General features: G+C 71.4%; 22 protein-coding genes. 9 read left to right on the top strand and 13 right to left on the bottom strand.

The genetic code is table 11. The features are described from left to right. Positions 1–156: 156 nt before the first annotated feature. Positions 157–522 (top strand): YbjQ family protein, encoded by a 366-nt coding sequence (locus ACWC91_RS33230; RefSeq protein ID WP_141359608.1) that lies wholly within the window; start codon positions 157–159, stop codon positions 520–522. Positions 523–564: 42 nt separating this feature from the next. Here the strand turns inward: ACWC91_RS33230 and ACWC91_RS33225 are convergent, their stop codons facing one another. Then, positions 565–1,326, bottom strand: a complete 762-nt coding sequence (locus ACWC91_RS33225) for a MerR family transcriptional regulator (RefSeq protein WP_225076915.1) — start codon at positions 1,324–1,326, stop codon at positions 565–567. 108 nt (positions 1,327–1,434) lie between these two features. Here ACWC91_RS33225 and ACWC91_RS33220 point away from each other — a divergent pair, with 108 nt between their 5' ends. Beyond that, positions 1,435–2,718, top strand: a complete 1,284-nt coding sequence (locus tag ACWC91_RS33220; protein ID WP_450640205.1) for an ion channel protein — start codon at positions 1,435–1,437, stop codon at positions 2,716–2,718. A 119-nt stretch (positions 2,719–2,837) separates the two neighbouring features. After that, entirely contained in the window at positions 2,838–4,250 is a 1,413-nt protein-coding gene (locus ACWC91_RS33215) for a glutamate decarboxylase (RefSeq protein ID WP_450640204.1), read from the top strand. A 66-nt stretch (positions 4,251–4,316) separates the two neighbouring features. Here the strand turns inward: ACWC91_RS33215 and ACWC91_RS33210 are convergent, their stop codons facing one another. The 3 genes from ACWC91_RS33210 to ACWC91_RS33200 all read right to left on the bottom strand — a co-directional run bounded on the left by ACWC91_RS33210 (position 4,317) and on the right by ACWC91_RS33200 (position 7,489). Next, positions 4,317–4,958, bottom strand: a complete 642-nt coding sequence (locus ACWC91_RS33210) for a PadR family transcriptional regulator (RefSeq protein ID WP_281156502.1) — start codon at positions 4,956–4,958, stop codon at positions 4,317–4,319. A gap of 97 nt (positions 4,959–5,055) precedes the next feature. Then, a complete protein-coding gene (locus ACWC91_RS33205; RefSeq protein WP_281156503.1) occupies positions 5,056–6,516 on the bottom strand; it encodes an aldehyde dehydrogenase family protein in 1,461 nt (486 codons plus the stop codon). Positions 6,517–6,664: 148 nt separating this feature from the next. Then, on the bottom strand, positions 6,665–7,489 hold the full coding sequence (locus tag ACWC91_RS33200; protein WP_225077074.1) for a helix-turn-helix domain-containing protein: 825 nt from the start codon (positions 7,487–7,489) through the stop codon (positions 6,665–6,667). A 354-nt stretch (positions 7,490–7,843) separates the two neighbouring features. On the opposite strand from ACWC91_RS33200, the gene ACWC91_RS33195 reads away from it, so the two are divergent. Then, on the top strand, positions 7,844–8,329 hold the full coding sequence (locus tag ACWC91_RS33195; protein ID WP_225076920.1) for an ATP-binding protein: 486 nt from the start codon (positions 7,844–7,846) through the stop codon (positions 8,327–8,329). Between the two features lie 94 nt (positions 8,330–8,423). On the opposite strand, the gene ACWC91_RS33190 is transcribed toward ACWC91_RS33195, so the two are convergent. The 8 genes from ACWC91_RS33190 to rpmG all read right to left on the bottom strand — a co-directional run bounded on the left by ACWC91_RS33190 (position 8,424) and on the right by rpmG (position 12,050). After that, positions 8,424–8,690: a DUF397 domain-containing protein gene (locus ACWC91_RS33190; RefSeq protein ID WP_376503293.1), complete on the bottom strand. Its 267-nt coding sequence runs from the start codon at positions 8,688–8,690 to the stop codon at positions 8,424–8,426. Between the two features lie 146 nt (positions 8,691–8,836). Beyond that, positions 8,837–9,301 carry an SRPBCC family protein gene (locus tag ACWC91_RS33185; protein ID WP_281156506.1) on the bottom strand — a complete coding sequence of 155 codons (465 nt, stop codon included), beginning with the start codon at positions 9,299–9,301 and terminating at the stop codon, positions 8,837–8,839. Positions 9,302–9,369: 68 nt separating this feature from the next. Beyond that, entirely contained in the window at positions 9,370–9,717 is a 348-nt protein-coding gene (locus ACWC91_RS33180) for an ArsR/SmtB family transcription factor (protein ID WP_141359617.1), read from the bottom strand. 28 nt (positions 9,718–9,745) lie between these two features. Beyond that, positions 9,746–10,120: a VOC family protein gene (locus ACWC91_RS33175; RefSeq protein WP_281156507.1), complete on the bottom strand. Its 375-nt coding sequence runs from the start codon at positions 10,118–10,120 to the stop codon at positions 9,746–9,748. An 83-nt stretch (positions 10,121–10,203) separates the two neighbouring features. Continuing rightward, positions 10,204–10,437, bottom strand: coding sequence for a 30S ribosomal protein S18 (rpsR, locus tag ACWC91_RS33170; RefSeq protein ID WP_281156508.1), 234 nt, complete (start codon positions 10,435–10,437; stop codon positions 10,204–10,206). A gap of 4 nt (positions 10,438–10,441) precedes the next feature. Further along, positions 10,442–11,626: a CobW family GTP-binding protein gene (locus tag ACWC91_RS33165; protein ID WP_225076925.1), complete on the bottom strand. Its 1,185-nt coding sequence runs from the start codon at positions 11,624–11,626 to the stop codon at positions 10,442–10,444. Continuing rightward, positions 11,623–11,877 (bottom strand): type B 50S ribosomal protein L31, encoded by a 255-nt coding sequence (locus ACWC91_RS33160; protein ID WP_225076926.1) that lies wholly within the window; start codon positions 11,875–11,877, stop codon positions 11,623–11,625. The genes ACWC91_RS33165 and ACWC91_RS33160 overlap by 4 nt, the downstream gene beginning before the upstream one ends. An 8-nt stretch (positions 11,878–11,885) precedes the next feature. Then, positions 11,886–12,050 carry a 50S ribosomal protein L33 gene (rpmG, locus tag ACWC91_RS33155; protein ID WP_141359622.1) on the bottom strand — a complete coding sequence of 55 codons (165 nt, stop codon included), beginning with the start codon at positions 12,048–12,050 and terminating at the stop codon, positions 11,886–11,888. 62 nt (positions 12,051–12,112) lie between these two features. On the opposite strand from rpmG, the gene rpmB reads away from it, so the two are divergent. The 4 genes from rpmB to ACWC91_RS33135 all read left to right on the top strand — a co-directional run bounded on the left by rpmB (position 12,113) and on the right by ACWC91_RS33135 (position 13,968). Then, entirely contained in the window at positions 12,113–12,349 is a 237-nt protein-coding gene (rpmB, locus tag ACWC91_RS33150; protein ID WP_225076927.1) for a 50S ribosomal protein L28, read from the top strand. Between the two features lie 89 nt (positions 12,350–12,438). After that, entirely contained in the window at positions 12,439–12,744 is a 306-nt protein-coding gene (gene rpsN, locus ACWC91_RS33145; protein WP_141359624.1) for a 30S ribosomal protein S14, read from the top strand. A gap of 76 nt (positions 12,745–12,820) precedes the next feature. Continuing rightward, on the top strand, positions 12,821–13,351 hold the full coding sequence (locus ACWC91_RS33140) for a hypothetical protein (RefSeq protein WP_225076928.1): 531 nt from the start codon (positions 12,821–12,823) through the stop codon (positions 13,349–13,351). Between the two features lie 89 nt (positions 13,352–13,440). Then, the gene (locus ACWC91_RS33135) at positions 13,441–13,968 is read left to right on the top strand and encodes a DUF4232 domain-containing protein (RefSeq protein ID WP_225076929.1); all 528 of its coding nucleotides are present in this window, start codon (positions 13,441–13,443) and stop codon (positions 13,966–13,968) included. A gap of 10 nt (positions 13,969–13,978) precedes the next feature. Here ACWC91_RS33135 and ACWC91_RS33130 read toward each other — a convergent pair whose 3' ends face one another. Continuing rightward, on the bottom strand, positions 13,979–15,100 hold the full coding sequence (locus ACWC91_RS33130; protein ID WP_281156511.1) for a DUF2786 domain-containing protein: 1,122 nt from the start codon (positions 15,098–15,100) through the stop codon (positions 13,979–13,981). A gap of 126 nt (positions 15,101–15,226) precedes the next feature. Here ACWC91_RS33130 and ACWC91_RS33125 point away from each other — a divergent pair, with 126 nt between their 5' ends. Continuing rightward, on the top strand, positions 15,227–15,994 hold the full coding sequence (locus tag ACWC91_RS33125) for a Clp protease N-terminal domain-containing protein (RefSeq protein WP_225076931.1): 768 nt from the start codon (positions 15,227–15,229) through the stop codon (positions 15,992–15,994). The last annotated feature ends 25 nt before the right edge of the window (positions 15,995–16,019 follow it).

Here is a 16,019-nt window from a genome sequence, read left to right as displayed (position 1 = left end):
CGGACTCCTGAGGGGGATGGGGTGTGCGGCGTCGAGGTGTCGAGGCGGGGCCTCGTGCGGTGCCGCACAAAGCTACCAACGCAAGGTATACGCCCAAGGTTCCACAGGTGCCCGGGGGATGGCGCTGCGCGGTCCGCTCACGCCAAGCTGTGCGCCATGAACATCGATGAATACGGCGGCGGCCAGGAGCCCCAGCCGGATGTGCTGGTCGTGACGACGAACGACGTGCCCGGCCACCGGGTGGAGAAGGTCATCGGCGAGGTCTTCGGGCTGACGGTCCGCTCCCGGCACCTGGGCAGCCAGATCGGAGCGGGTCTGAAGTCGATGATCGGCGGTGAGCTCAAGGGGCTCACCAAGACACTGGTGCAGACCCGCAACCAGGCCATGGAGCGGCTCGTCGAGCAGGCACGCGCGCGGGGCGCCAACGCGGTGCTGGCCTTCCGCTTCGACGTGACCGAGGCGGCGGACGTCGGCACGGAGGTGTGCGCCTACGGCACGGCCGTGGTCCTGGCCCGGGAGTGACCGGCGGGGGCCCGGGTGCCGGGACCCTGGCCCCCCAGGCTCCTACGCGGTGTGCCGCTCGGCGTTGGCGAGGATCGCCTCGCGCAGGTAGGCGGCCAGGCCCGGCCGGATCTTCTCGTAGGTCGCGGTGAAGCGCGGGTCGGCGACGTACATCTGCGCCAGGCAGGTGTGCATCTCGTGCCCGCAGTCGTAGTAGCTGCCGGAGATGAACCGGCGGTGTTCCTCGGCCACGTCCATGGCGGCCTCGGAGCCGGCCGGTGTGCCCGCGTCGAGCAGCGCCGCCATGCGCCGGTGGATCGCGTCCTGCTCCTCGGTGAGCCGCTTCCAGTCCTCCTTGGTGTACGAGGCGGTACGGCGCCGGGACTGCCGGTAGGCCTCGGTGTCGCCCCAGCGCTGCCGGACCTCGTCGGCGTACTGCTCGGGATCGTGGTCGCCGAAGACCTCGAACCGCTCCTCCGGCGTGAGATCGATGCCCATCCTGCGTGCCTCCATGGCCTTCTCCACGGCCGCGGCCATCTTCCTCAGCTTCTCGATCCGGGCGGTCAGCAGCTCGTGCCGGCGGCGCAGGTGCGCGCCGGGGTCCGCCTCCGGGTCGTCGAGCAGGGCCGCGACCTCCTCGAGCGGGAAGCCGAGCTCCCGGTAGAACAGGATCTGCTGCAACCGGTCGAGATCCGCGTCGCCGTAGCGCCGGTGGCCCGCGTGGCTGCGCTCGCCCGGGACGAGCAGGCCGATGTCGTCGTAGTGGTGCAGGGTGCGCACCGTCACTCCGGCGAATCCGGCGACCTGTCCCACGGAGTAGCTCACTTCCGCTCCTTTCTCGGTACGCGGTCCACGGTGGCTCCTCACGCCACGTGAGGTGCAAGCGTGTTTCGCTCGGACGTTGCGTCGCTTTCGTCCGCTTATCGTGAGCCCGTGGCCCAGGACACCGCACAGCAGGCACCGACCGCCCCGGCGACCCCGGCCCGCGCCCTGCTGCCGCTGCTCCTGCCCGCACTGGCCGTCGGGGTCAGCTCCAGTCTGCTGTTCCTGCTGGTGAGCGGGCTGGCGGAGCAGTTACAGGGGGTTTTGTGGGAGAGCCTGCCCGATGCCCTGGGCATCGGGCGCTACTCGGTGGTGTGGATGCTGGTCGTGCCCACCGCGACCGGTGTCCTGGTGGGGCTCGTGGTGTGGAGGGCGCCGGGGCACGCGGGCCCGGAGCCGGCGACGCTGGGCCTGACGGCCGCCCCGGTGGCGCCGGGCGTGCTGCCGGGGCTGCTGGTGGCCGCCATGCTGATGCTGGCCGGCGGGCCGAGCCTCGGCCCCGAGAACCCCATCATCATGGCGAACGTGGCCCTGGCGTTCGCGCTGGGCCGCCGGCTGCTGCCCCGGCTGCCGGGCGCGCTGTGGCCGGCGCTGGCGGAGGCGGCGACGATCGGCGCCCTGTTCGGCACCCCGGTGGCCGCCGCGCTCGTCATCTCCGAGGCACTCGCCGGGCGGTCGATGAAGGGGGCGCTGTGGGACGGCCTCTTCGCGCCGCTGGCCGCCGGGACCGCGGGCGCCATGACGACCGCGCTGGTCTCCCGCCCCACCTTCGACCTGGGCCTTCCTCCCCTCGGCCGACCGCACTGGGGCGACCTCCTGGCCGCGCTGGTGATCGCCTCCGCGGCCGCGCTGCTCGGCCTGCTCGCCGTGTACGCCTTCCCGTACGTCCACCGCGCCTTCTCCCGGCTCGGGCACCCGATGCTGGCGCTTCCCGCCGGTGGGCTCGTACTCGGCCTGCTGGCGGTGCTGGGCGGTCCCCTCACGCTCTTCAAGGGGCTGTCGGAGGTCGCGGAGCTGACCCGCGAACCCGGCGCCTGGACGGCCGGGCAGTTCGCGACCATGGCCGTGGTGAAGCTGGCCGCGCTGCTCGTCGCCGCGTCCTGCGGGTTCCGCGGCGGGCGGATCTTCCCGTCCGTGTTCGTCGGCGCCGCGTTCGGGCTGACCGCGCACGCCCTCGTGCCCGCGGTGCCCGAGTCGCTCGGCGTGGCGGCGGGCGTGCTGGGCGTGCTCCTGGCCGTCACCCGGCAGGGCTGGGTGAGCCTGTTCACGGCCGCGGTCCTCGTGTCCTCGCCGACCGTCCTCGCCCTGCTGTGCGCCGCCTCGCTGCCGGCCTGGCTGCTGGTGACCGGCAGGCCGCCGATGCAGCTCGGGAAGGACGGCAGGGCGGTCCGCTGACCGGGCCCCGCGCCCCGGTTCCGCGAACCTTCCGCACGACGACTCTCCGACTCCCCCGACTCCCCCACTCCCGGCCCCTCGAACCCATCGATCGCGTCGATCCAGTAGGAGACAGCCACATGCCGCTGCACCAAGGACACGAGAAGCCCGACGAGCGCCCCCTGTCCGTCAACCCCTTCTACGGGGAGGCGAATCCGGCCGTCGAGATGGCCGAGGCGCCGCCCAAGCACCGGCTCGCCGACACACCCCTGCCGCCCTCGACGGCGTACCAGCTCGTGCACGACGAGCTGATGCTGGACGGCAACTCCCGGCTGAACCTGGCCACGTTCGTCACGACCTGGATGGAACCGCAGGCCGGTGTCCTGATGAACGAGTGCCGCGACAAGAACATGATCGACAAGGACGAGTACCCGCGCACCGCCGAACTGGAGCGGCGCTGTGTGGCGATGCTCGCCGACCTGTGGAACGCGCCGGACCCCTCGGCCGCCGTGGGCTGTTCGACGACCGGGTCGAGCGAGGCGTGCATGCTCGCCGGGATGGCGCTCAAGCGGCGCTGGGCGCAGCGCAACGCCGACCGCTACCCCGGCCGGGACGCGCGCCCGAACCTCGTCATGGGCGTCAACGTCCAGGTGTGCTGGGAGAAGTTCTGCAACTTCTGGGAGGTCGAGGCCCGCCAGGTCCCGATGGACGGCGACCGCTACCACCTCGACCCGAGGGCCGCCGCCGAGCTGTGCAACGAGAACACCATCGGGGTCGTCGGCATCCTGGGCTCCACCTTCGACGGCTCCTACGAGCCGATCGCCGACCTGTGCGCGGCCCTGGACGCCCTCCAGGAACGCACGGGGCTGGACGTCCCGGTGCACGTCGACGGCGCGTCGGGCGGCATGATCGCGCCCTTCCTCGACCAGGACCTGGTCTGGGACTTCCGGCTCCCGAGGGTGGCATCGATCAACACCTCGGGGCACAAGTACGGACTGGTGTACCCGGGCGTCGGCTGGGCACTGTGGCGGGACCAGGAGGCGCTGCCCGAGGAACTGGTCTTCCGGGTCAACTACCTCGGCGGTGACATGCCGACCTTCGCGCTGAACTTCTCCCGGCCCGGCGCACAGGTGGTCGCCCAGTACTACTCGTTCCTGCGGCTGGGCCGCGAGGGCTACCGGCTGGTGCAGCAGAGCACCCGGGACGTGGCCCGCCACCTCGCCGAACGGATCGAGACGTTCGGCGACTTCCGGCTGCTGACCCGCGGCGACCAGTTGCCGGTGTTCGCCTTCACCACGGCGCCGGAGGTGCGGGCCTTCGACGTGTTCGACGTCTCCCGGCGGCTGCGCGAGAACGGCTGGCTGGTGCCCGCGTACACCTTCCCGCCGAACCGGCAGGACCTGTCCGTCCTGCGGGTGGTCTGCCGCAACGGGTTCTCGGCGGACCTCGCCGAGCTGTTCCTGGAGGACCTCGGGCGCCAGCTGCCCGAACTGCGCCGCCAGCCGCACCCGCTGATCCGGGACAAGAACGCGGCCACCGGCTTCCACCACTAGTGCTGCGGCCGCAAAGGTTTGCCGGTGAACCTCTCCGGTCGCAGCACTAGGCCGTGCCGTGCGGGATCAGCGGTCGTCCTCCGGATGGCTCTCGCCTGTCGCGTACGGGTTCCGCTCGCCCTCGGCCAGGACGCCGACGAACGGCTCGCCCTCGCCGGCGAAGGTGTAGGCGCCGCGTTCCAGGCGTCCGATCAGTCCCCGGGTCCACGCGGCGTCGGAGTCGGCCGTGTGGACCCACAGGTTCATGATCTCGCCGATGTGGCCGAGCTGTTCGGGTCCGTCCTCGGGAACGTAGTGCTCGGTGACGGACGTCCGCCACTGCCCGATCCGCCGGATCCGCTCCTGGAGCAGGGCGATCGCCTCGTCCCTGGGCAGGTCCACGAGGAAGCCGATGGCCGCGGACTGGACGTCCGCCTTCTGGCCGTAGGAGACCAGGGCCTCCCGCAGCAGCCGGAAGTACTCCTCGGTGCCGGCGTCGGTGATCTCGTACTCCGTGCGGGGCGGGCCGCCGGCCGTGGACGGGGCGGTCTCGTGCGCGTGCAGCAGTCCTTGCCCGGCCATCTGCTTCAGGGCGTGGTAGATCGAGCCGGGCTTGGCGTTGGACCACTCGTGCGCGCCCCAGTACTCCAGGTCGCCGCGCACCTGGTAGCCGTGGGCCCGCCCGTGCTGGCGGACGGCGCCCAGCACGAGGAGGCGGATCGCTGACATGCGCTCCAGGTTAGAGCCAGGGCCTCTCGCTCGGATCAAGCCGGGTCCGCGGGCCCCGGCACCGCTCCCGGATCCGGCCTGATCCGATCGGAAGACCCTAGAACGGGAACCCGCTCCGGCCGTGCTGTACCGAGATCCACTTCAGCGTGGTGAAGGCGTCCAGGGTCGTCTCGCCGTTCAGCCGGCCGATCCCGGAGTGCTTCTCGCCGCCGAAGGGTACGAGCGGCTCGTCGTGGACGGTGCCGTCGTTCACGTGGAACATGCCGGTGTCGATCCGCCTGGCGAAGGCCACACCCCGCTCGATGTCCGCCGTGTGGACGGCTCCGCTGAGGCCGTACGGGGTGTCGTTGACGATCCGGACCGCCTCCTCCTCGCCCTCGAACGGGATGACGAAGGCGACCGGGCCGAAGACCTCCTGGCGGAGCAGGGAGGAGCCGGCGGGCAGGTCCGTCAGGACCGACGGCTCGACGAGGTTGTCGGTGGTGGTGCCGCGCAGCAGGGCCGTGGCCCCCTCGGCGATCGCCTGCTCGACGGCGCCCGACACCGCGTTCGCCTGGGTGGAGTTGATCACCGGGCCGATGACGGTCTCCGGGTCGCGCGGGTCGCCGACCTTCAGCGACCTCACCTTGGCGACGAACTTCGCGGTGAACTCCTCGGCGACCGAGCGGTCCACCATGATCCGGTTCGCGGCCATGCAGACCTGGCCCTGGTGGACGTACCGGCTGAAGACGGCCGCGTCGACCGCGTAGTCGAGGTCGGCGTCGTCCAGGACCACGACCGCGCTGTTGCCGCCGAGTTCCAGGACCGAGCGCTTGAAGTGGGAGGCGCAGACGGTGGCGACGTGCCGCCCGACCTTGTCGGAGCCGGTGAAGGAGATGACCTCGGCGACGGGGTGCTCGATGAACGCGTCGCCGATCTCGGCGATGTCGGTGATGACGACGTTGAGCAGACCGCCCGGCAGACCCGCGTCCTCGAAGATCTTCGCGACCAGGGAGCCGCCGGTGACCGGGGTGTTCTGGTGCGGCTTGAGCACCACGCCGTTGCCGAGGGCGAGCGCCGGGGCCACCGACTTCAGGGACAGCAGGAAGGGGAAGTTGAAGGGGCTGATGACGCCCACGACACCGACCGGCACCCGGTAGACGCGGTTCTCCTTGCCGTCGACCGGGGACGGCAGGATCTTGCCCTCGGGGCGCAGCGCCAGGTGGATCGACTCGCGCAGGAACTCCTTGGCGAGGTGCAGTTCGAAAGCGGCCTTCAGGCGGGTGCCGCCGAGCTCGGCGATGATCACGTCGGTGATCTCCGGCTCCCGCTCCTCGACCAGCCGCAGCGCCTTCTCGAAGACGGCCCGGCGGACGTAGGCGTTGGTCGCGGCCCACTCCTTCTGGGCGCGGGCGGCCGCGCGGTAGGCCTGATCCACCTCGTCGACCGTGGCTATGGTGATCGAGGCCAGCTTCTCCCCGTTGTACGGGTCGAAGTCGATGATGTCCCAGGAGCCGGTCCCGGGGCGCCACTCGCCGTCGATGTACTGCTGGGCCAGGTCGGTGAAGTAGGACGACATGTGCTCCCTCGATCCCCTGCTGTCGAGACGGTCGAAGCAGTCGGAGCCCGATCAACCCCCGATCACTTCCTCACGGTCTGATCACACGTCATCGTACTTGTGACCGAACGGAGTTGTGGGTCTCCGACAGGTTTCCGAGGGGTTTTCCCTAGGTGAGCTGGAGCAGCCCGCGCAGCAGGTCGCGGCTCTCGTCCGGACCGGGTCCGTCGTGCTGGATCTCCTCCAGCGTCCTCTCGTACTGGGCGACGTCCTCGGGCTTGTCCAGGTAGAGGGCGCTGGTGAGCTGCTCCAGGTAGACCACGTCCGACAGGTCGGACTCGGGGAAGCTGAGGATGGTGAAGGCGCCGGACTCGCCGGCGTGCCCCCCGAAGCTGAACGGCATGACCTGAAGCCGTACGTTGGGGCGCTCGGAGATCTCGATCAGGTGCTCCAACTGCCCGCGCATCACGTCACGGTCGCCGTAGGGCCGACGCAGGGCGGCCTCGTCGAGGACGATGCGGAGGTCGGGAGCGTTCTCCGAGACGAGGTGCTTCTGCCGCTCCATGCGCAGCGCCACCCGCCGTTCCACGTCCGCCTCGCTCGCGCCCTGCATACCGCGCCGGACCACCGCCCGCGCGTACGCCTCGGTCTGCAGCAGCCCGTGCACGAACTGCACCTCGTAGACGCGGATCAGTGACGCCGCGCCCTCCAGCCCCACGTAGGTGGGGAACCAGTTGGGCAGGACGTCGGAGTAACTGTGCCACCAGCCCGCGACGTTGGCCTCCTTGGCGAGGGAGAGCAGCGAGGTGCGCTCGACCTCGTCCGTGATGCCGTACAGCGTCAACAGGTCTTCCACGTCTCGTGTCTTGAAGCTCACCCGGCCCAACTCCATCCGGCTGATCTTCGATTCCGAGGCGCGGATCGAGTACCCGGCCGCCTCACGCGTGATCCCCCGCGCTTCGCGCAGTCGCCTGAGTTGCGAGCCGAGCAGCATGCGCCGCACCACCGATCCGGGCTCTCCCGCGCTCACGTTCGCCAGCCTCCCCAACCGTCTTCAAGGCCCGCAGTCTGCCACTAATTCACTCCGAGCTGTACTCGCGTGATTACGGAAACGGAAAGAGATCAAGGAATCCGCACGACGGCAGCCGGGCAGGAGTCCGGCGGATGACAAGAAGATGGCGGAAAAAATGGCCAGTAAGCGGTACGGGGAGGTCCAATTCGGTCGCGTGCACGTGCATCTGCCCTTGCATCTGCTGTGCGCATCCGAAACCATGGTCGTGCGCCACCGCTGCATCGCAACGACCGCGGATTACCGGGAGTGCCTCGCATGGGGACGAATGGATCGACCATGCTCGAGCCGTTACGGCAGGGCCTTCCCCCGCTGGATCCCGCGGCCGTCTCGAGCGCCGCCTCCTGCGCACTGCCCGCCCGCTACGAAGCGGTGCGTGAGGCAAGGCAGTTCACCCGCACGACGCTCGACCGGTGGGAGCTGGACGACCGGTTCGAGGACGTCTGCCTGGTGGTCTCCGAGCTGGTCACCAACGCCCTGCGGCACGGCCTGCCGGTGCCCCCGGCGTCGCCGGCGCACTCGTGCGACCACGACTCGCCCGTGCGGCTGCACCTGCTGCGGTGGACCGGGCGACTGGTGTGCGCGGTGCGCGACCCCAGCCGGGAGAGCCCGGTCGCCCGAGACACGGACGACTTCTCGGCGGAGTCGGGCCGCGGCCTCTTCCTCGTCGACTCGTTCAGCGACAGCTGGGGCTGGCACCCGCTGACCGGCGCCCTGGACGGAAAGGTGGTCTGGGCGCTCTTCCGGCTTCCACCCGCCGAATGACGAACCGGGGCCCTTTTCGACGTCACGGTTCTACGCGCGTTACCGCGTGTCGCGCGCCGATCGACCCGAGCCGCCCACCCGCTTCGAGGGCACGTCAGCCCGCTATCAGGTGATCGAACTCCCCGTCCTTGACGCCCAGCAGCATCGCCTCGATCTCCGCACGCGTGTAGACGAGCGCGGGACCTTCCGGGAAACGGGAGTTGCGCACCGCCACGTCCCCGCCCGGCAGTCGCGCGAACTCCACGCAGGAGCCCTGCGAGTTGCTGTGCCGGCTCTTCTGCCAGGCCACCCCGCGCAGCCGTGCGGCCGCCATGCCGTTGTACACGTCGCCCCCGTACCCGCTCTCAACGTCGTGGTCCACAGGTCGCTCCCCGGTGGTGCACTGGCTGGTGTGGCCATTGATGCATCGGTCAACTGATCGGGATCATAGCCCTGTTCACGTGCAGATGCGCGAGCAGATGCACGTGCACGGGGAGTGGTTCAGCGGTTACAGTCCTGGCGTCCGCCTCACCCGAGCCGGTCGAGCGTCTGCCCCAGAACGCGCAGGACATGCGAACGCCAGCCCCCGTCCATGATCTTCCGCGCCATCATCTGTGCCGGGTCGTCCGGATCGAATCCGTCGTGCACTAGGAAGAGACGCGTACCGCGGCCTTCCTGTTCCAACGTCCATGTGAGCGTCCAGTCCGCGGGATTGGCCGGATCGGCGTCCCTCCAGCGGACGGACAGCATCCGCTCGGCGTCGTAGGCGAGAACCTCCACGTCGACGACGCCGGAGAACTTGGAGTTGGGCCGCGGGACGGAGGTCATCCGGTAGCGGTGGCCGACCCGGAGGCGGAAGTCCGCGGCACCCGGCATCTGCCACTGCGCGAGCAGCGAGGGCTCGGTGAGGGCCCGCCAGACCTTGGCCGGGGGGTGCGGATAGAACTGGTCGACGCGGATCGCGGTGAGGTCGTCGTCAGGGTCGGTGCTCATGTGCGGTCGTGCCCGTGTGGTCGTCGTGGGGGCCGGTGCCCCGGTGCGGTCACCGCAAGGATCGGGGCTCAGCTGCGGTCGTCGTCGGGCATACGGTCCAGCAGCGCGCCGAGTTCCTTCATCCGGCCGCGCCAGAACCGCTCGTACGGGTGGAGCCAGTCCTGCACCTCGGCCAGCGGGGCCGCCTCCAGGCGGTAGATGCGCTGCCGGCCGGAGCGCTGCTCGGAGACGAGACCGGCCTCCCGGAGCACCTTGAGGTGTTCCGAGAGGCTGGGGCGGCGCATGGCGAAGCGGTCGGCCAGGTCCTGGACGGGCTGGGGCCCCTCCTCGCGCAGCAGCCGCAGCACCTCGCGGCGGGTGGCGTTGGCGAGCGCGGCGAAGACGCGGTCCTCCGCGGCGGTACCCGTCCCCTTCATACGGAACTCGTCCCGTTCATGGCGGCGGTCAGAAACCTTCCTTCTCGGTCAGCAGCATCAGACCGTTGCCGTCGGGGTCCGTGAAGGAGGCCATGCGGCCCCAGGGCAGCTCGTCCGGGCCCTGCACGGAAACCCCGGCCTGCGCGAGCCGCGCGCAGGCGGCGTCGACATCGGTCGTGACCAACATGATCCCCCGTGCCGATCCGGGCTCGAAACCCCCCATCCCCGGCCCGGAGAGCGTGAAGACCGTCTGCGCGCCGGCGGGCGCCACCTGGAGCCAGCGCCCCTGGGACATGTCCCGGTCGGCGACGGTCTCGAAACCGAGGACGTCCGTGTAGAAGCGCAGCGCGCGGTCCTGGTCGCCGACGGGGAGGGTGACGAAGGAGGCGTGAGTGATGTTCATGCGGACGAGATTAAGTAGGAGATTCCCTACGTGTCAACCGTAGGGAATCTCCTACCTATCGCCCGGGTGCGCCGCCGGCCCGGTCAGCGGCCGGAGTACGGCAGCAGCGCCATCTCCCGCGCGCTCTTGATCGCCCGCGCCAGCAGCCGCTGTTGCTGGGCCGTGACCCGGGTGACCCGGCGGCTGCGGATCTTGCCGCGGTCGGAGATGAACCTGCGCAGCAGATCGGTGTCCTTGTAGTCGATGTACGAGATCCCGGCCTGCTCCAACGGGTTGGGACGGTCCTTGGCGGGCTTGCGGTCGCTCTTGCGGGGCATCGGGTCAGACCTCCAGGAGGGTGTCGAAGGCGGACGCCAGGCCCCTCCAGGCCTCGCGCCCGGCGGCGTACTCGGCGTCCGTCAGCAGGCAGGACTCCAGCAGCCGTTCGAGGCCGTCACGGTCGAGGCCGGGGGACGTGAAGACGAGGTGCTGGCAGCGGTCGCCGTGCTCCGGGTGCCAGTCCAGCGCGGCGGCGGCCCGGCGCACGGGCGGGACCAGGTCCCAGGCCGCGTCCGGCAGGGCGGCGAGCCAAGGCCCCGCGCCCTCCACGCACAGCGCGCCGCCGGCCGCGTCCCAGTGGAGCAGCGTGTCGGGCCGGTCGGCCAGCCAGAACCGGCCCCGGCTGCGCGCGGCGGCGCAGGTCAGGTCCTCCAGGGCCGCGTACAGCCGCTCCGGGTGGAAGGGGCGGTGACGGCGCCAGACCAGCGTCGAGACACCGTGCGCGTCGGCCTCGGCGGGCAGCAGCGCGCACGCCGGGTGCTGGGCCGCCGCGGCCGCCTCGACGTCGAATCCGGCGAGGGCGGCGCGGACCAGCTCCGAACGCGGGGCGGCCTCCCGCGCACGTGCCGGGGCAGGGGTGGCGCCCGCCGGGTCACCGTGGCCGATCGGGACCCGGCGGGCCGTCGGGTGCAGTTGTGCCAGCAGTTCGCGGTCCTCGTCGTCGGCCTCCGGGGAGTCGGTGACGGCGAGCACGGGCGCGTACTCCAGCTGCCGGGCGAAGGTGTCGGCGACGGTCCGCTGGTCGGTGGCGGCCGCGGCGAGCCCGCCGTCCGCCAGATCGTCGCCGTTGCCGAGGTACGGCAGGACGAGGGCCGGATCGACGGCGGTGATCACGCCGGTGACCGTGAGCCCGCCGGCCACCACCACCTCGGCCATCGCCTTGGGCTCCACGGAGTCCCACAGCTCGACCACCGCGAGCGGGGCGTGTCCGGCGGCGGCGATCCCGCGCAGCTCCGGCACCAGGTCCTCGCGCAGCGCGCAGCACGCGCAGTCGTTGACCAGGGGCGTCTCGCCGCGGGACAGCACTCCGGAAGCGTCCCGGACGGTGCGCACGACCCTGCCCGCGGGGGCCGTCGCCAGGTCGTGGTGGAGCGCGACGCTGCCGGGCACCTCGGCGAGGAGCCGCGCGACGGCCGCCTTCCGGGCGTCGGCGTGCAGCCCGCCGACGATCACCACCGACAGGCTCACGCCCCGCCCCGCTTCCCGTACCGGCGCTCGAAGCGCTCCACGCGCCCGGCGGTGTCCAGGACGCGGGCGGTGCCGGTGCAGAAGGGGTGGCTGACGTTCGAGATCTCGACGTCGACGACGGGGTAGGTGTGACCGTCCTCCCACTCGATCGCCTTCTCGCTGGTCATCGTCGAGCGGGTGAGGAAGGCGTGGTTCGCGGCACGGTCACGGAAGACGACGGGACCGTAGGCCGGGTGGATTCCGTTGCGCACGGCGGGCCTCAGCGCTCCTCTCGGAAGTCGGCGTGCCGGCCGGCGACCGGGTCGTACTTGCGCAGGGTCAGCCGGTCCGGGTCGTTGCGGCGGTTCTTGCGGGTGACGTAGGTGTAGCCGGTCCCAGCGGTGGACCGGAGTTTGACGACCGGGCGGAGTTCGTTGCGTGCCATGCCGCTATGCTACTGAAAATGAATTCCATTTACATCACCGATCGAGGAGAGGTGCGTCACCCGTGTCCGCCCACTGCATGCTGACCGGCGCCCGGCCCGGCTTCGGCAACCACATCTCGCACTCCCACCGGCGGACCTCCCGCCGCTTCGACCCGAACATCCAGACCAAGCGCTACTGGCTGCCGAGCGAGGGCCGCCACGTGCGGCTGCGGCTGAGCGCGAGGGCGGTCAGGACCGTCGACATGATCGGCGTCGAGTCAGCCGTGGCGCGCATCCGCGCGCGCGGGGTGAAGGTCTGAGGAACCCGAGTCACCCGAGGAACCTGAAGCACCCCGAAGAACCCGAAAGAACCCGGACCGCGAAGAACCCCGAAGAACAGGGAGACGCCATGGCGAAGAAGAGCAAGATCGCGAAGAACGAGAAGCGGCGGCAGATCGTCGAGCGGTACGCCGCCCGCCGGGCCGAGCTGAAGGAGATCATCCGCAGGCCGTCCTCGACGCCGGACGAACGGCTCGCCGCCGAGCGGGAGTTGCGCGGGCAGCCGCGGGACGCGAGCGCCACACGCGTGCGCAATCGCGACCAGATCGACGGCCGGCCGCGCGGCTACCTGCGCACCTTCGGCCTGTCCCGGGTGAGCCTGCGGGAACAGGCGCACGCCGGGCATCTGCCCGGGGTCCGGAAGGCCTCCTGGTAAGCGCCCGGTCCTGGTAGCTTGCTGCGGTCGTACCGGCCGCCGGGCGGCCGGCCGGTCAGGACTTGGGGGCTTTCCGATGACTGCGACGACCCGGGCGAGCAGGGCGGCCAAGGCGGCAACGGGGGCGAGCGCCGCGACGCGGATCGCCGCCGTGACCCTGCTCGGCGCGCTCGCCCTCACCGGGTGCGACAGCGGCGGCTCCGGCGCCACGGACAAGACCTCCGCCACCCCCGACACGAGCGTGACCGCGACCGGCGACGACGGCGGCGCAGGCGGTACGGGCGGTCCGACCGCCAACGGGGACGGCGTGGAGGGAAGTTGGCTCGCCACCACCGGCGGCGAGGCCGTGGTCCTGACCGTCACCGGCAAGCAGGCCGCGCTCTTCTCGACCGACCGGACGATCTGCACCGGGACGGCGGTCGAGGAGGGCGCGAGGCGTGTGATCCGCCTCGACGCGTGCAAGGCCCGTACGACCGGCACGGTGGACTCCGTCAACAGGACCACGCTCCGCGTTACCTGGGAGGGTGGTCTCGGCTCGGAGACGTACACCCGGTCGACGGGCGGGACGCTACCGTCGGGCCTGCCGACGGCGAGCCTGGGCTCCTGACGCGCGGGGCCGACCGCGGGGCGGGCAACCGCGCCGCCCGCTCGTGCGTGATGATCCTCGGGCATCGTCACGATCCAAGGGACCAGTTCATGCGCGCCATTCCGATCACCGTCACCGCCTTCGCCGCGGCCCTCCTGCTCACCGCCTGCGACAGCGGCGGAAGCAGCACTGGCTCCGGGGACAAGAACACCGGCGGCACGGCTTGCCGGATCACCGAGGTCGGGGTTCAGGTCGGTCCGGCCAACGCCGCGCCCGCCGCCGGGGACACGGGCAATGTGCCCGTCACCGTCACCAACCGGGGTGCGCGGTGCACCCTGGAGGGCTTCCCGGGCGCCACCCTGTCCGCCGGCGACGTCACGGCGACCGTCCCGCAGGACAAGTCCGGCAAGCCGGAGAAGCTCACTCTCGCCAAGGACGACACGGCGTCCTTCACTCTCACCTACGTGCGGGGCAAGGAGAACGACGCCAAGAGCCTCGCGGTGACGTCACTGAAGCTCAGCCTGCCCGGAGCGTCCGGCAGCCAGGACTTCCCGTGGTCCTACGGCCCGGTCCAGGGCAGGAAGAACGTGGGCGACCCGGACGCGTCGGTGACGGCCCTCCAGCAGGCCGGCGACTGACCGACGCCGTTCACGCGGGTGGCGCGGCACGTCGGCCGAGCGGCGGGCGGGACCTCACCTGGGCCCGGTCCGCCGCCCGGGCGCCCTCCGTCCACCCCGCCGTGTCGCTCACCCCGCGCAGGCGGGTGGTGGTCGTCTCCGGGAACAAACGGTCCACCCGGTCGGTGACCGCGACGTCCCGGCTCGCCAGGACGGGCAGCAGGTCCGCGGTCACCTGGGTCTCGGCGGCGGCCGCGAGGCGGGCGCCGACTCGGTGGGCGTAGGCGGCGAGGAAGGACTGCCGGAAGGTCTTGGTCCGCTTGCGCCCGCCCGCTCGCTGGGCGGCCTCCGCCCTGGTCATCGCCGTCGTGGCCTGGACCAGCAGGGAGGCGTAGAGCAGTTCGACCGCCTCCAGGTCGGCCTCGAAGCCGACGACGGTGGAGAACGCGAGGGCCTCGTTCCACACGGCACGGCAGTGGTTCGCGGTGGCCACGGCGTCCAGCAGCACGGCCTTGGCCTGTTCGTACGGCGGCTCGACACCGATCCGGCAGGCGCCGGGGGCGTCGGGCGACGGGGCACGGGCGGCGAGCAGCGCCTCGTCCACACTGTGCCGCGCCATCAGCTCCTGCGCCTTGGCGCTCAGCGCCTCCGCCTCCTCCGGGTACCCGGTCGCCTCCGCCTTGGCGAGCAGCGCCCGGATCCGGGTGAGCATGCGGGACTCGGTCCGGGGCGCGGGCGCGGGCTCGTCCAGAGGTTCGAGCGCGGGGAGCCGCAGCAGCAGGCGGTAGAGCTCCAGGACGGCGGTGGCATGCGAGAAACGGTCGGTGCGGGGCGGTTCCCCGGACGGCAGTCCGTCGAGCTGGGCGGCCCAGCGCGGGCCGCGCGGCCGGTCGTCGGCCGCCTGCCTGCGGACGAGCCCCGCGAGCAGCCGCACATGGACCTCGTCGAGCTCCCGCCGCACGATCCGGGCGACATCGGCGGGCCGCCAGCCTCGCTGCCACGCCGTCGCCACGAACTCCTGCCCGCGCCGGGCGAGTTCGGCGTCCACCCCGGGGTCGGCGGCCAGCAGGGAGGCGCCGGCGTCGAGGGCGTCGTCGGAAGGCGCGTACAGGGCGGCCCGGAAGGCCCGGTCGACGGTGCTGGACGTACTCACCGCTCGATCGTGCCACGAGGTGCGCGCGACTCTGTCCACACCCTGTGGACAAACCGACCGCGGAACATCCTCCAGGGTGTCAACTTCGGGTTGACACCCCGGAGGAGCGCAACCTACGGTTGACACATGACGAACCCCACCATCAGGTCGAGCGTCCGTCTGGACGACCTCATCTCGGCCATCAAGAAGGTCCACCAGGAACCCCTCGAGCAGCTCCAGGACGCCGTGCTCGCCGGCGAACACCTCGGCGAGGTGGCGGACCACCTCATCGGGCACTTCGTCGACCAGGCCCGCCGTTCCGGTGCCTCCTGGACCGACATCGGCAGGAGCATGGGCGTCACCCGGCAGGCCGCGCAGAAGCGGTTCGTGCCCAAGGAGTCGGCCGACCTGGACCCCAGCCAGGGTTTCAGCCGGTACACGCCCCGCGCCCGCAAGGTGGTCATGACCGCCCACGAGGAGGCCAAGGCCGCCGGGAGCACCGAGGGAACGCCCGCGCACCTGGTCCTCGGGCTGCTCGCCGAACCGGAGGCCATGGCCGCGCAGGCCATCGAGGCCCAGGGCGTCACCCTGGACGCCGCCCGGGAAGCCGCGACCGCCGCCCTGCCGCCCGCGTCCGCCGACGCTCCCGAGCTGGTCCCCTACGGCTCGGCCGCCAAGAAGGCCCTGGAACTCACCTTCCGTGAGGCCCTGCGCCTCGGCCACAACTACATCGGCACCGAGCACATCCTGCTGGCCCTGCTGGAGCTGGAGAACGGCGAGGGCGTCCTCAGCGGCCTCGGCCTGGACAAGGCACGCACCGAGGAGTACGTCGCGGCGGCCTTGGCGGAGCTGGTGAAGGACCGCGCACGGCAGGACGAGGACCATGAGCCGCACGACGGCGGACAGGACGGCTGACCGCCTTCCCGGGCAGCGGGCCGGA

It is taken from the genome of Streptomyces sp. NPDC001204, assembly GCF_053598035.1.
This window is presented reverse-complemented; position numbering and strand designations above follow the sequence as displayed.

Bases quoted from the DNA above. Each gene is read 5' to 3' on its own strand.
- ACWC91_RS33230 (WP_141359608.1), top strand. From the start codon at position 157: ATGAACATCGATGAATACGGCGGCGGCCAGGAGCCCCAGCCGGATGTG.
- ACWC91_RS33215 (WP_450640204.1), top strand. From the start codon at position 2,838: ATGCCGCTGCACCAAGGACACGAGAAGCCCGACGAGCGCCCCCTGTCC.
- ACWC91_RS33210 (WP_281156502.1), bottom strand. From the start codon at position 4,958: ATGTCAGCGATCCGCCTCCTCGTGCTGGGCGCCGTCCGCCAGCACGGG.
- ACWC91_RS33205 (WP_281156503.1), bottom strand. From the start codon at position 6,516: ATGTCGTCCTACTTCACCGACCTGGCCCAGCAGTACATCGACGGCGAG.
- ACWC91_RS33200 (WP_225077074.1), bottom strand. From the start codon at position 7,489: ATGCTGCTCGGCTCGCAACTCAGGCGACTGCGCGAAGCGCGGGGGATC.
- ACWC91_RS33195 (WP_225076920.1), top strand. From the start codon at position 7,844: ATGCTCGAGCCGTTACGGCAGGGCCTTCCCCCGCTGGATCCCGCGGCC.
- ACWC91_RS33185 (WP_281156506.1), bottom strand. From the start codon at position 9,301: ATGAGCACCGACCCTGACGACGACCTCACCGCGATCCGCGTCGACCAG.
- ACWC91_RS33180 (WP_141359617.1), bottom strand. From the start codon at position 9,717: ATGAAGGGGACGGGTACCGCCGCGGAGGACCGCGTCTTCGCCGCGCTC.
- ACWC91_RS33175 (WP_281156507.1), bottom strand. From the start codon at position 10,120: ATGAACATCACTCACGCCTCCTTCGTCACCCTCCCCGTCGGCGACCAG.
- rpsR (WP_281156508.1), bottom strand. From the start codon at position 10,437: ATGCCCCGCAAGAGCGACCGCAAGCCCGCCAAGGACCGTCCCAACCCG.
- rpmG (WP_141359622.1), bottom strand. From the start codon at position 12,050: ATGGCACGCAACGAACTCCGCCCGGTCGTCAAACTCCGGTCCACCGCT.
- rpsN (WP_141359624.1), top strand. From the start codon at position 12,439: ATGGCGAAGAAGAGCAAGATCGCGAAGAACGAGAAGCGGCGGCAGATC.
- ACWC91_RS33140 (WP_225076928.1), top strand. From the start codon at position 12,821: ATGACTGCGACGACCCGGGCGAGCAGGGCGGCCAAGGCGGCAACGGGG.
- ACWC91_RS33135 (WP_225076929.1), top strand. From the start codon at position 13,441: ATGCGCGCCATTCCGATCACCGTCACCGCCTTCGCCGCGGCCCTCCTG.
- ACWC91_RS33125 (WP_225076931.1), top strand. From the start codon at position 15,227: ATGACGAACCCCACCATCAGGTCGAGCGTCCGTCTGGACGACCTCATC.